Here is a 14,934-nt window from a genome sequence, read left to right as displayed (position 1 = left end):
CTGGCAAAATGTTTACTGGTCACCCTCCACTGCAATACTGTACGTTTGGCCAGCTGATGTCGGAAATTTCAGTGTCGAGGCATTGATGCGGATCGCATCCAACCGAGTGCCGTTCGAAGTTACGATGAGCGGGACATCACTACGAAGTACACAATCCGTACCCAGCGTAGAGGTGATCTGCGCTTCGGCGAGCTGTCCCCTATCCCACCAGATGCTAACTTCAAAACCGCCTCGGGCACGCAGCCCGGATACGCAGCCCTTCTGCCACGAATCCGGTAGGGCCGGAAGCAATTCAAGATACGAAAGGTGAGACTGCACCAGCATCTCGGCAATGCCGGCGGATGCAGCGAAATTGCCGTCAATCTGAAATGGCGGATGCGCGCCAAGCAGATTGGCGTACACTCCGCCGTGGTTGTACTGCTCCGTGTCCCCGTCCTGAACCAGGCGGAGCATGTTGGAGAGCAGTCGCAAGGAACGGTTACCATCCCGGAACCGACTCCAGAGTGCAACACGCCAGCCCAGGCTCCAGCCTGTACTTTCGTCTCCGCGACGCTCCAGTGAAGTTCTTGCCGCGGCAAACCATTCCGGCGTTTCCTCCTCGGACAACTGCCGTCCAGGATATACGCCTACAAGGTGCGAAGTATGCCGGTGGTAGGTATCCTCATCTTCGAAATCCTCCGACCATTCCTGAAGCTGACCATACTTACCGACTTGCAGCGGCTGCAGGCGTTCTCGTGCACGCTCCAGCTCCTCCCTGAATTCCATGTCTGTTCCAAGTCGTTCCGCGGCTTCCATGCAATTCGTGAACAACTCCCAGATCAGGGAAATATCCATCGTTGAACCCGAGCTGACTGCTGCTACACCTTCCGCTGTGCGAAATTTATGCTCCGGAGAAGTGGATGGGGCTGTAGTCCAATTTCCGCTTCCATCGTCGATAAGCCAATCAAGTGCAAAGAGTGCCGCCTCCTTCATGATCGGATAGGCAGTTGTTCTCAAATACGCTTCGTCTCTGTTAAAGGCGTAATGCTCCCATAAGTGCTGAGTCAGCCATACGCCACCCATTGGCCAATATGCCCAGCTTGGATCTCCACCTCCGTAATTTCCAACCGGGGCTGTATGCGCCCATAGATCCGAGTTATGATGAGCCGTCCAGCCACGGGTACCATAGTTAACCTGTGCAGTCTCAGTACCTTTCTCTGCCAGATTACCGATCAGATCCAGCAGAGGCATATGGCACTCCGCCAAATTACAGACCTCAGCCGGCCAATAGTTCATCTCCGTGTTAATGTTCAAGGTATAATTGCTGCTCCATGGCGGGCGGGTGAGTGCATTCCATATTCCCTGAAGATTGGCGGCCTGTGTACCAGGGCGAGAACTTGAGATCAGCAAGTAGCGTCCATATTGAAAGAGCAGCTCCACAAGTCCCGGATCTTCTGCCGCATAGGTCGTAATCCGCTGGCTTGTAGACATCCCTTCCGGGGCGATCGGCGTACCGAGGTGCAGTTTCACTCTGTCAAACAGGGAGCGATAATCCGAGATATGGGCGTCACGCAGACTTATATATGGCTGGGCTGTCGCCATGTTGAGTCGTGAATTATTCATCCCTGTGACCTCTCTTCCCTCCCCTACAGGCATGTTGTCATAGCCATTAAAACCTGTAGCTGCACTGAAATAGAAGGTGGCAGCGGTTGCCCCCAACAGATGAATGCCTTGACTATCCACAATCACCTGTCCATCCTCTGCTATCACGGCCAGCTGTCCTTCGAAAACCATGCCCTTCCCGGCTTCCGGTTCACCGTATCTAATGGGATGATCGCTTGTAACATAGCTGGGATCTACATGTTCCGGAGCGGTACCTGATAATACGAAGCGATCTTCCTTTACTTGAAGTGTGTGCCGAAGCGGGCTGTCCAGAGCGGCATGCACATGGAGTTTCCCCTGTACACTCGCGGTCAGACGCAGCACAATCACCTGATGGGGATTCGAAGCAAACATCTCACGCTTGTAGGTGACGTTCCCAACCTGGTATTCAACGCTGTGCAGCGCCCGTTCTATATCCAGCGTCCGTTTGTAGGAATGATGAATCCCCCCATGCTCAAAACGAAGATGCAAATCTCCGAAGGGCAAGTAGGATTGCGTATAGGGTCCCTGCATCTCTCTCGTCAGCGTATCTGCCTCTTGGTAGCGTCTCTCCTGTATCAGCTTGCGGACCTTCGGCAAAACCTCCTTCGCACCCGGATTATTACCGTCCGTTGGATAGCCCGACCATAAAGTGTCCTCGTTCAGACTGATTTTCTCCTGCTCTACTCCTCCAAAAATCATGCCACCGAGACGACCATTACCAATGGGAAGCCCCTCGGTCCATACACTGGCGGGTTTGTCATATTGAAGTTTCATAGGTTCTCTCCCTCATTCCGTTTTGGTATTGCTAATGACTGTATTGCCTTGAATATCAGCTTCAGTGCAAGCGGTGACATGGACGAAGTCTTCAATGCAGGACCGCAGATCCACTCCGCCAGTACGGATGATTTCATTCGATGTGAAGACTAGTCCGGAGGTACTCTTGGCACACAAGAGCATAACGTTGCTGCACGTCTCGAATTGATTGTTCTGAATAATCACCTGCTTGTGAACGGGTAAACCCTCATCCATCTCTTCGTTTTCCGGTGCAATGGAGATAACCGGGTATTCCTCGCTCCCGCATTCAACGAAACGATTGCCTGTAATGGTCACATCTTCTGCCCTCCCCGACTCATACCATGACTTGGCATCCGCCGCGATCAAAATAGCACTCATGTGCATCCGTTCGAACACATTGTTAGCAATCCATACTTTACGCCGGGTGGTTACCAGAATGCCCCGAGTCGGGACCCTGGCAAAATAGTTATTCACAATCTCTACCTCAGGTGTCCAGGTGATGTTCTCAATCACATCCTGGCTGCCTATATCTTCCGGAAGATCATGGGCAAGAGTCAAAATGAACTCGCGCGCAGTCAGCGGTTGGACTCCCACCACTTGGTTCGCTGCATAGGTGGTAAGAGAGCCAGCACGAACAAACTCGATCTCGTCCCCTGGGTAAAACGCAGGGAGACCATACGTCTGGGGATGCATGAAACGGACTTTTACGGAATTCTTCCCCACTCGCTGGATGATACGAAGATAAGTCCCATGCACATTAATGGAATCATCGTGTGAACCTATCAAACGGCTGTCCTCCACCACGACCTTGCCTCCACAGCTGGACAGATGAAGAAAATCGGCGAAGCCGGCAACCGTTCTTCGGGTTTTGGTACGAGGAGTCATATTCATTCGGCGAAAGGTAAGATTACGACTGAATTGGCTCACAACACCAAGTCCATGCATGAAATGCAGACCGACATTTGCAAAGGTGACGTCTGAGCATTCGGTGATAAATACACCCACCTGGTCACGAAGCCCATCCCGGTTTTGCAGGACATGACCCAGGCCAACATCAGGGGAGAAATCAAAATGAAAACGAAGCAGCCTCGGCTCGATCTCCTCAACATTTTTCGCCTGCTCCAGCCAGTTGTCCATTCTCCATGTTATGTTGCGCGAGGGATCATAGGTCTGCATCGGCCCGTTCATAAAGCTCCAACCCTCTCCGACCCAGGCCAGTTGTCCGTTAAGGATCTCATACCGGGAATCCGGATGAACCCTGGCATCAAAATAGCTGCTTCCCCTGTCTACAATCGTCATCTCGGTCACCGTTGGCTGGTCATAGTCAATACGCAGATTGCATATTTCCACACTGGTGCAACCGTCCAGAACCAGCATCGTCTGCTTCCCGTGGAAAATAAACAATGAGTCGTTGCCTTCCAGTTTCAGTCCATTCAGACCTTTCAACCACAAGCCAATCGTCTTGGTGATATCCGGGTTCTCTTCCTCACTGGCCGTATTTGAAATGTAATAAGGAGCCTGAATGGCCTCATGAGGATAAAAATGATACCTCCCTTGAGCACAGTCCAGCACCACTGGTCCGGAGATTTGAGAAACCGCCTGAATGGCACGAGTCATGGCAGGCTGAGTATCCTGCTCCGAATCCGGCTGAGCCCCATAATCCGTTAATCGTATGATCACAGGTGCAGCCTCTGCAGCTTGTTTCGACCGATGAATGAATATCCCCCCTTTCTTGTTGGTCATTGAACGAAGACTATTCACATCATCCTTATGCTGTGGATGCAACAAACATCAGGTGCCTGGTCCAACTCAGGCACCTGATGTTCGAATCTTCACCTGCTATTTGGATGCCTCATAGGCCTTTTGCAAAATTTCAAGATAGCGGTCCAGCTTCAGGTTTTCCAGACCTTTGACATATGCATCCCAATCTTTGTTCAGATCCTTGTTGCCCGTAATGAATTGAAGCTGGTTCTGCTCAATGTAGTTTCGGATATTGGTTTGCAGCAAGCTTGCTTCATCAATTTCGGAAGGGTCAATCCATACAGACCAGATCGGGAACAGCTCTTCTGGCTCGTGTCCTTCATACAGCAGCGTAGCATCATACAGTCTGCGCTCATAGCCGTCGGAGGCGTAGATATCCGTGCCTTGAACAAAGGTATCCCGATACTCCTTCGGCATATAGAAATGAGCCATTCCGCTCCAGCCCGCATTGCGCGGCGCTTCTCCCTCAGCCATTGGAATCTGTTTAACCATCGGCTTGGAATCCTTGCCCAGTGCCACGTCGCCTTCTCCCGGATCGGTCCAATCGATTCCTTTCAGACCACTCGCCCCGTTCGTTTGACCTTCGGCAGTGAACATATAGTCCACCATTTTGATTAGAGCGATCTGCGCTTCTTCGCTTGCCTTGTTGGTAATGACGAATTTGGCTCCCGGAGATACGCCGCCTCCATCATGCGTCGCGTACGATACGCCTCCCGGTCCGGAAATCGGAGGTACAGGGTTATAATGTGCCGAGCGTGTATTGCCAGGATCAATGTTTACGAAGATTGCGGGGTGCATTCCTGCCCCGACGCCGAGAATTTCCGCATCTGCATTTTCCCCAATTTTCTTAAAGGCTTCCGCGTTCTGTGTAAAAGCTCCTGGATCAATAAGACCTGCATCGTACAACGATTTGATATAGGTCAATCCTTCCTTCCACTCCGGCGTAATGGCTGCGGATTGAACCTTCCCTCCGGTCATTTGCAGGTAGTTGCGGTCATCATCGTACACAAAGGCATTCATGAGGAATGGGATGATGCGCACACCAAATTCTTCGATGGAACCGCTAAGAGGTACTTCATCGGCTTTGCCATTTCCGTTCGGGTCCTGCGTTTTGAACGCCTGCAGCACATTTTTGAATTCCTCCGTCGTGGTTGGCATCTCCAAATTGAGCTTTTTGAGCCACTCCGTATTCATCCACATCTTGCTCGGATAAGAGCAGTGGAAACATTCCGTATAAGCAACGAGGCCATAAATATTGCCATCCGGTGCTGTGTTAAGCGTTTTCAAATTTGAGTTACTTTCCATCGCTGCTTTGATATTGGGCGCATATTGATCAATCAGATCGTTGAGCGGCAAGAGGACGCCCTGTTTCCCATATTTCAAAAGATCCGCTTGGGAGAATTGGTCAATGTAATGAGTAAGCAGGTAGGCATCAGGATAGTCGCCACTTGCGAGCGAGATCTGGCGCTTCTCCTTGGCTCCGTCCGACGGATTGATCTGCCAGTTGAATTTGATGTTGAACTTGTCTTCCACGAATTTGGTGAATTGGTTGGTCGGGATATCGATCCCCGATTCCTGTACGGAAAATACACTGATGTTCACCGGACCGTCTCCTGCAGCCGGCTCTCCTGATTCAGGGCTTGACGAGTTGTCACTCGAGCATCCGCTCATTACAATCGTGAACGCCATGAGCAGCATGAGTATGATTGTCAGACTTTTCTTCAAATTGGATCACTCCCTATAGTAATTTACCGGTGAAGAAAATGATTTCCTAACTCAAGCTGTGAATTAGCCCTTAATGGAACCAACCAGCATTCCCTGTACAAAATGACGCTGTACAAACGGATAGATCACCAGCACAGGCAATGTAGCCACCACAATCAAGGAATATTTTAACAGATCGGCAAGCTGCTGTCTCTCCACCATTTTTGCCGCATCCATCGCTCCTGCACTGTTGTTCTGAATAATAATGCTGCGCAGAATCAGCTGTAACGGGAACAGATCAGCCGATTTAAGATAAATAAGAGCATCAAAATAAGCATTCCACTGCCCAACCGCATACATGAGTACCAGCACAGCGATAATGGGCTTGGATAGAGGGAGAACGATACTCCAGATGAAGCGCATGTCACTGCAGCCGTCCATCTCGCTGGCTTCCAGCAATTCCTCGGGAATGGAGGATTTGAAGAAGGAACGGGCAATGATGACTTGCCACACCCAAATGGCATTAGGAATCAGCAGCGCCCAGCGTGTGTCGATCAGATGAAGCTGCTTCACAACCATATACGTCGGAATTAACCCGCCGCTGAAAATCATCGTAAAGGTGATAATCATCATTAAGGCATTTCGGCCAAAAAAGCTTCTGCGGGATAGCGGATAGGCAATCATGATGGTCAGGACCACACTGATAAACGTACCTACCACCGTATAAAAGATGGAATTACCGTACCCTTTTAAGATTTCAGGTGTGTTGAATAGTGCCTTGTAACCACTGAATGAAATATCTACAGGCCAGAGCCATACACGGCCAGAAGTGACGGCTGCCGGGCTGCTTAACGAGCTGCTTATAATAAAAATCAGAGGATAGATCACCGCCAGTACAACGAGACTGAGCACAATATAGATCGTAATCAGGAACGCTCTGTCGGCGGCAGATTCCCTAATCCTTTTTGGTACCGTTGCTGCCACTTGAGGACCCTCCTTTCCTACCAGATACTATTGTTGGTCACTCGTTTCGCCAAACCGTTCACGGTAACCAGCAAAACGAGATTAATCAGCGAGTTGAACAATCCGACCGCGGTCGCAAAACTATAGTTGGCATTCAACAGGCCAATGCTGTAAACATAGGTTGCAATAATTTCAGAGTTGGCTAGGTTAAGCGGATTCTGCAGCAGGTAGACCTTTTCGAAGCCAATGGCCATGACATTCCCTACATTGAGAATCAAAATAATGACGATGGTCGGAACAAGACCTGGGAGGTCGACGTGTCTGATCTTTTGAAACCGTGAAGCTCCATCAACTTTGGCCGCTTCATACAGCGTCGGATCAATTCCGGCAAGAGCTGCCAAATAGATCACTGCACTGTATCCTGCGGTTTGCCATATATCCGACCAGACATAGATGGATCGGAACATCCCGGGTTCGCCGAGGAAATTGACCGATTCAAGCCCGAAAAAATTCAGGGCAATGTTGGCAAAGCCAAGCCGAGGTGCCAGAAACAGCATGATAATGGATACCATTACGACTGTTGAAATGAAATAGGGCGCAAACGATACGAGCTGTACGAACTTTTTAAACTTCGTGCTCCGCACTTCATTAATCATAAGGGCTAAGATAATTGGAATCGGGAATCCCGCCAGCAGCAAATATCCGCTCAGTATAATCGTGTTCTTCACCAGTGTCCAAAATAACGGATTTTCGAAGAACAGACGGAAGTTTTGCAGCCCCACCCAGGGACTTCCCCAAATACCCTTAATGACGTTATAGTCCTTAAAGGCAAGGACTGCATTAATCATTGGGTAATACTTGAAAATAAGAAAAAACAGCAAGGGTGGAATCACCAGTAAATGCAATTGCCAGTGCTTCCTCATTTTCCTGCGGGCATTGCTCCATAAGCTCGTTTCTTTTCTCTGTGGCAATGACCTGTGATTCACAACGACTTCCTTCTCCAGAACAACCCCCCCTGACTTCAGTCTGTGATGTTCAATGATGATAGCGCTTACTACACATTGATCATAGTGGATCGAGATGGCTTCTTAACAGGTACAATTGAGCTGTAGAGCGTACAGTTATCCCTTTTTCGAGGGCACAAACCAGCAACAGAACGGCCATTTCTCCATATAAACCGCTAGATTGCACCAAAAAGACCGCATCGTCCTCTTGGGACAACACGGCCATAAGACCTGAATGATTTCATTCGTAAGGAGTCTGTCTATACACACTCGGAGAAATACCATTCAATCGTTTAAAGGCACGCCGGAAGGAATGTGAACTGTTGTACCCCACTCTTGCTGCTATTTCGTCCACTGTATAATTACTATCCCTTAACAGGATCATCGCCTGATCCATTCGCACTTTGATCAGATGATCAGAAAAATTAACCCCCGTATACTCCTTGAACAGTTGGGAAATGTATTTTTCAGGTCGCTCAACGTGTTCAGCAACGCGATACAGGGTTAGCTCGGCATCCGAATACATCTCTGCAGTATACGCTTTGATCTGTTTAACGATTTGACTATGGGTATCCTTCTTCTTGTTTGCAATCAGTCCGCACAGTTCTTCCATGATTTCGTACAATTCAGACTTAACGGTCTCCAGTGGCTCCGCGGACCCAATGTCGATGATCCGCCGTTTAACGTTTTCGATGGAATCATATTCCGTAAATGCCTTCTGATCAAGCAGCTTGATAAAGGTTCCCTTCATCTCGCCAATCAGTTGATGTTTCATTTCCATGGATAGCTCCCGCTGCTCCATGTTCTGTACCATGATGGCTTCGACAATCCGCTTGGCTTCCTCAAGTTCTCCGGCCCGGATCGTTGTAATCAGTCGCTGCTCGGAGTCGAGCGGATAATAATAGGTCGTATTTTCGGTCTGTGTTTCACTGCTCCACACCATACCCCTTTCGTTCATGTAGATAGCATATTCAAGAGCTTGATTGGCTTGGTCGAAGGAATCACTGACCTCCGTCACGGACGAGAAATGGTTGCCGAATCCTGACTGGATGGTGATCCGGTAATCATTAAACACAACCTGTGCCAACTCATCCATGGTCTGCGTAATATCTTCTACGGTGCGTTGTGTATCAGCTTCCTCATCCGTGGAGAAAAACAAAGTGGCTACTTTATCCGATCCCCAATCGGTCATCAGTACATTAACACCAAGCTCGCTCAGCGCCTGCTTCAACAGCAACCGAGAAGCATTTAGTTCATTCAGGATATCAACGTTATCCATGCTGCCATAACCTTTGATCTGAACGAGACCCGCATATCCTGCTCCCTGATGCAAAAGAATATCCGCCTGTTCGGCCGCAGACAGAATCTCGTCACGTGATTTGAATTCACCCGAGATCAGGCGCTTCAAAAAAGCATCCCTTACGAGTGGCAGCTGGCGATTCAATTCTGTCTCGAGCAGCTTGTTCTTGGTGATCATATCCGAGATGTTTCCGCTTAGAAAATCAAACTCATTCCTGGAAGTCTCGTCATCTCGTCCGAATTGCTCCTTCATCACACTTAGCAGTCGATTGATTGGGGCGCTATGACGATAAGCAAGCACCAGTCCTACGAGCAGTCCAATCAGTAGTGTTCCACCTGTAATGAGCATGCTCATCTTCTTGATCTTGTTTGCATTTTCCAGAAGAAGGTCACGCGGAATCCCTGCCTGATATACCCAGCCGTTAGAATCCGATTGCGTAGTGATGACCAAATCATCCTTATAGAACTGACTAACCTTGTTCGGATCGAATTTCGGATCAGAGATCATCTTGGCCATCTCAGGTTCTCCACTGCCCTTCAGCGCAATGGTTCTCCCTTCCGCATCGCTAATGTGAACCCAGCCGCCATATCGGTCCGTCATACTGGACAGCAGTCCTACGATCAACTTCTCATCAATGACGACGACAGCTACCGCCGGCGAGGAATCGTTGAAGCTGTCCAAAGGCAGTGATTGCATATATGTAATGACCGAAGTTTGCTGGCCTCTGCTGACATAGGAGCTGAGCGGCTTAATTTCACTACGATGTGTTTGTTGTAATACTTGCTTCATCCATTCCTCCAGGGACAGATCTGTATAATGAAAATCGGCATAATAATGATTCGGCCTGTAGGAGGAACCCGGGGTAAGAATTAGATTATAATTGGCTAAATAAATATAATAATTTTGCAGGAAATCATTCGTCTGCCCAAATGTCAGCACATTCTCCATGGCTCGCCATATGCCATATACATTCGTTTCGTTATCCCTTTCATTCATTAGGACGTTCAGTTCCTGATTCACGGCAAGCTGTCTGGTGAAGCCTTCGACTTCAGCCATGCGCCGTTCCAATATTTCTTGGCCCTTCTCAAGCTGAGTAACCCCATTCTCAATGGAAATGGATTGCGTTACGGAAATCGAAGTCAGATAAGACATGTAGCCACCTATGCTGGGTATGACCAAAATGATGACATATGAAATGAGAAATTTCCGAAAAACACTGGAATTTCGAATGGGCAGCCCCTCCATCGCCGAGTTGTTGGTAGCGCTATCATAATCACAGATTATATCATTTTTTGGCTTAGTCAAATGTTTTCTTGCTTGTGCAGCAGCTCATGCATTGCGCTTTACTGATGCAGCCCACCCTTTATTAAAATGATTCAGAAAGAAGGGGACCTATATGGTCCCCTTCTCAATTAGCACTATTTTCAGCTATTCAACCCATTGCTCTCCGCCACTTGCAGCAGGCTTCGAACCATGATTAACTGACGCTTCCTCAATATCTTCAAATGCCCAATGGAAAGGTGATACATCCTTCCACTTAGGCTGCGAAACTCCCTTAAGTGGTCCTCTTCCCAGCGCCCGGTTAATGATAACAACGGCTTCCGCTCTTGTCAGCTCAGTATTCGGCCGGAAGGTCCCGTCATTGTAACCTGTCAGAATTCCCAGCCCTTGGGCTTTTTGAATTGCATCCTTAGCCCAATGACTGCCAATATCAGAGAACCCGCTGCCTGGTTTGGTCGTATCCGGAGCCAGGCTCACAGCCAAACTTGCCATCTCTGCACGGGTCAAGGACTGATTCGGTTTAAATGTGCCATCCTTGTAGCCTTGCATCAGTCCCATTTTTGCAACCTTGTCGATTGATGCTGCTGCCCAATGGGAAGAACTCACATCACTGAACGTCACGTCTAATGATGCAGCATCTTTTTCAACGACTTTGGCGAGTATGGCTGCCATCTCTGCACGAGTGATCTTGTTATTCGGTCTAAACAGTCCGTCCTTATAACCGTTAATATATGCCTCATGCCGAGTCGTCTCCGTATTCCCGGAAGGTTCCTCTCCTGCTTCTGTTTCAGGAACCGGAGTAACTGGAGGCTGTACAACAGGAGTTGACGGTCCACCCGGATTGGAAGGTCCAGAAGGATTGCTCGGATTTGTTGGGTTTGTTGGGTTTGTTGGGTTTGTTGGCCCGCTGTCCCCAGCAGCTATCGTAAATTTCAATTGATCCGTGAGCATGAGCTCACCGGACTTTTTGACCGCCTTCAGCGTATGCACACCACTTGTCAGTCCTGTTATGCTGTAGATTTCCTGGCTATTTTTACGTCCCTCACTGTACGTATCAACGGTTTGCACCAGATTTCCGTCGATGTAGATTTCCACCTCACCCTGCTGCGGCCCAGTCGGAGTAATCATACGGATGCCAGTACCTTTGAAGACATACTCAAAGGAATCACCGTTTACAGCCGAATAATGAACATCATTGAGATAATCGCCGCCAAAAACAAAACGGAGGTTCAACGTGCCGAGAGGCTGTGCAGCAAGGTAGGATTTTCTAAGCGTCACCCTATCCCCTGCTACCTCGTAATCGGTTCCCTTTACCAGCTCAAGTGAGCCATTCATAATCTTCTTGAAACTTTCCGGTTCCTGCAAAAGTGTCACTTCAATATCAGTTTGAGCAGATTCAGCTTTGTCAAAAACAGCACTCACCGGCTGAATGATATTTGGGATTTCCACCTTGAGGAAGTCAAGAAGCATGAACCGCCCTGACTTTTTCACGGCTTTAAGCGTATGCAGCCCATCTGGCAGCCCTGAGACACTATAGACCTTTTGCTGCGCCAAACGTCCGTCACGGTAAGCACTTACCGTTTCCTTAAACTCACCATCTACGTAAATATCCATGTCGCCCTGGGACGGATCCACTTCCGTAAAAAACTGAATACCCGTTCCCCTGAATTCATACTCAAAATAATCGCCGTTCTGCTCGGCGTAATGCACATCATCCTTATAGTCGCCAAATGCTCTCCCCGTGCTGCGTGACCAGTTGCCGCTATACTTAATTCCAGGATCGTCATTGTTAATCATCGCGAATCGGATTCCTGAAGTGTCAATAACCTTAATCGCCAGCGTCTGCGGATCCCCCGCGCTAAATACCACGTTAAACTTCGTTGTGCCAACGGGCAGCTGGGTGAGGTATTGTTTCTTGATCGTTAACGTGTTGTCAACGACATCGTAGTCATCTTCGCTGAGATTGCCCCCGTCGTATGTCACACCAGTTAACGTATTACCATTCAGGTTTAACGTGATCTTCACATCCGCCTGCTGATCCACTGCTTTATCAAAGTCTGCAGCGACTGGGCTTATTCCACTGTTCTGCCCACCAGACTCTTTTTCCCTGGTTACCTTGAGTGCATCGAGAAGCATGTATTGGCCCGATGCCTTAACGACCTTCAGGGTATGTGTTCCACTTGGCAGATCTGTTTTGCTGTACAGCACCTGCTGGGCTTCCCTTTCTCCATCGGTATACGCGCTTACCAGTTCTGCCTCACCATTATCGAGAATAATGCTCATGTCCCCCTGCTCTTGATGCTTCTCTGTCAGCAGCTCGATACCTGTACCTGTGAACGTGTATTCAAAATAATCGCCGTCTTTTTCTGTATAATGCACATCGTCATTAAAGTCCCCGAAACTTCTGCCGGTATTCGCATTCCATGAACCTGTGTAATGTATCTCACTGTCGTCATCGTTAACGTAGACCACCTCGGTAACCGTGGTATCCTCTCCAGCAATGGATGGTTCAGCAGCCAGTTCATCTGCTATATTGGAATTGCTCGCTGGATCAGCAGTCGTTCTATCATTGCCTGTGGAATCCTGAATTGCTATAGTCAGGTCCTGTGAACCCTCTAATTGTTCCTTGCCTCCATTTCGCTTCCAATCTCCGGTATAGCGCATGCCTGTATCATCGTCATTCACCGTCGATGTTCCGCTCAGTGCCTTGACTTTCAGCATTCGTGAAGCATGAGGCTCCAATAAACCACTGCTAAATTCCTCGTTAAAGGTACCCAGTTCGGAATGGCTCCACAGGTCACGGACCGATGCAGGTCCTTCCAGACCGATATCGCTCCAATTGACCTTGACCTCAGCACTCCGGTTGCCCAGATTAAACAGAGCCACACTGTACGTTCCATCTCCGTTATTGGCGTACCATACCTGCTGCTGGGTATCCATCGATACCGGATGAGCCGGACGTCCAGCCTGATTGACAGCGATCACTTCATCATTGGTCAGAAGTTCAAGTCCATAGCTATCCAGCCTGGTCATGTCATTCCCTGTATACAACGGTGCAGACGAGATCGCCCAGAATGTCATGGCTGTCTTCCGTTCATCCTTCGTGAGCCCATCCATGGAACCGTTGCCCACGTTTAGCGAGTCAAAATCATTCCACCCGCCAGGGCCTGCATCACGCCACCAAAGCGCAGCGATTGGAAACAATCGTGCAATATTAGCCCACTGCGTTAAACCCACATTGCTGTCGTATGCTTCGACATCCCAGTCAATACGCCAGCCATTGGCGTGTTTTTTCCAGAAATCCACGTAGTTATGGTCCAGTGCCCATGAAAGCTCGAACCAGATATTATGCCTTGCCAAAGCCTTGGACCAAGCCTCCACATCTCCTCGTGCATCCCTGCTCAGATTGTTAATGCCTGATCCTGGTGTCACGCTGTCGAATTTGACAAAGTTAATGCCCCACTCGCCCAGTAGATCTGCGATGGAATCGATGTATTTCTGAGCACATGGATTCGAAAAATCAATCTTGTAGGTATACGCATTCCAAGCATCCATCACGGTAAGCGGCTGATATGCAATATCCTGCATTCGGCAAGTTCCGCCTGTTCCGTAAATCTCGAGGTTTTTATTGTATGCATCAATGGACAATCCGGGAATCAGATAGATCCCGATCTTCTGACCATTGTTATGAACATAGTCGATAACCTCCTGGAATCCGTTCGGATACAGCTCTTGGTTAGGAATCGGTCTTCCGTATTCATCATTATCTCCGTTCCATCCTGCATCAATATTGATATATTCATAGCCATGAGCCTGTAACTTCTCGCGCATGGCATCCGATTGCTTCTTGATGCTCTCCGCTGATGTCCATTTTACGGAAGGGTCATACACCTGCATACTGTAACTGCTCCAGCCCATGTACGGTTTCTCAGCCAATGTTTTCTCCGCCGCTGCTTCAACCACACGACCTTTGGTCCCTGTAAAACCAAACTGAACTGCTGCAAAGATGAACACCAGAAAAACCATCGCCATCCGTTTACCCATTCGCTTCAAATCATCCCTACCCCCTCTGAAATAATGAATTTAAATCCATAATGATAGCGCTTTCCTTACGAGAAAAGAATAGTGGATACGCGATTTCCAGAATAGGTACACTTCGCCTTTTAGCGTACATTTCACCTTGAAAGCAGGGGCATAGCAGGCTAGAAACAGGCATTTCTCCAAATAGCACTGGATCTATACCTTAAAGAAAGTTGGAGTGGCTGCCCTAGGGGATTAACCGATGCCGCAAATGAAGCAATATGGACTGGCGCAAGTTGATGTCATCTATTCGGAAAATGTTATGACGTACAGTATTTATCAACGCAAAAAACCACCAGTATAAACTATACCGATGGTCTTATAATCAACAGATACGATCAGACAACAGCAATTCGAAGTTAAAGAGCATATCAAGGTGGCTTTTCTTGCCTCGTATCGGTGCGACCGAGCTGAATACCTTGA

The 14,934-nt window shown here is 48.6% G+C and carries 7 protein-coding genes; all 7 read right to left on the bottom strand.

Annotated elements, in window-relative coordinates; translation table 11 throughout:
• Positions 1 to 12 precede the first annotated feature (12 nt).
• The 7 genes from AC3WQ3_RS19740 to AC3WQ3_RS19710 all read right to left on the bottom strand — a co-directional run bounded on the left by AC3WQ3_RS19740 (position 13) and on the right by AC3WQ3_RS19710 (position 14,475).
• A complete protein-coding gene (locus AC3WQ3_RS19740) occupies positions 13 to 2,397 on the bottom strand; it encodes a glycoside hydrolase family 95 protein (protein WP_492473237.1) in 2,385 nt (794 codons plus the stop codon).
• 12 nt (positions 2,398 to 2,409) lie between these two features.
• The gene (locus tag AC3WQ3_RS19735) at positions 2,410 to 4,161 is read right to left on the bottom strand and encodes a right-handed parallel beta-helix repeat-containing protein (protein ID WP_492473236.1); all 1,752 of its coding nucleotides are present in this window, start codon (positions 4,159 to 4,161) and stop codon (positions 2,410 to 2,412) included.
• 96 nt (positions 4,162 to 4,257) lie between these two features.
• Positions 4,258 to 5,904, bottom strand: a complete 1,647-nt coding sequence (locus tag AC3WQ3_RS19730; RefSeq protein WP_492473235.1) for an extracellular solute-binding protein — start codon at positions 5,902 to 5,904, stop codon at positions 4,258 to 4,260.
• 63 nt (positions 5,905 to 5,967) lie between these two features.
• Entirely contained in the window at positions 5,968 to 6,867 is a 900-nt protein-coding gene (locus tag AC3WQ3_RS19725; protein WP_492473234.1) for a carbohydrate ABC transporter permease, read from the bottom strand.
• Between the two features lie 17 nt (positions 6,868 to 6,884).
• Entirely contained in the window at positions 6,885 to 7,769 is an 885-nt protein-coding gene (locus tag AC3WQ3_RS19720; protein ID WP_221192575.1) for an ABC transporter permease, read from the bottom strand.
• A 322-nt stretch (positions 7,770 to 8,091) separates the two neighbouring features.
• Positions 8,092 to 10,455, bottom strand: a complete 2,364-nt coding sequence (locus tag AC3WQ3_RS19715; protein ID WP_492473233.1) for a helix-turn-helix domain-containing protein — start codon at positions 10,453 to 10,455, stop codon at positions 8,092 to 8,094.
• Positions 10,456 to 10,578: 123 nt separating this feature from the next.
• On the bottom strand, positions 10,579 to 14,475 hold the full coding sequence (locus AC3WQ3_RS19710; protein ID WP_492473273.1) for a X2-like carbohydrate binding domain-containing protein: 3,897 nt from the start codon (positions 14,473 to 14,475) through the stop codon (positions 10,579 to 10,581).
• Positions 14,476 to 14,934 lie beyond the last annotated feature (459 nt).

The sequence above is a fragment of the Paenibacillus sp. FW104-T2 genome (assembly GCF_058789975.1).
This window is presented reverse-complemented; position numbering and strand designations above follow the sequence as displayed.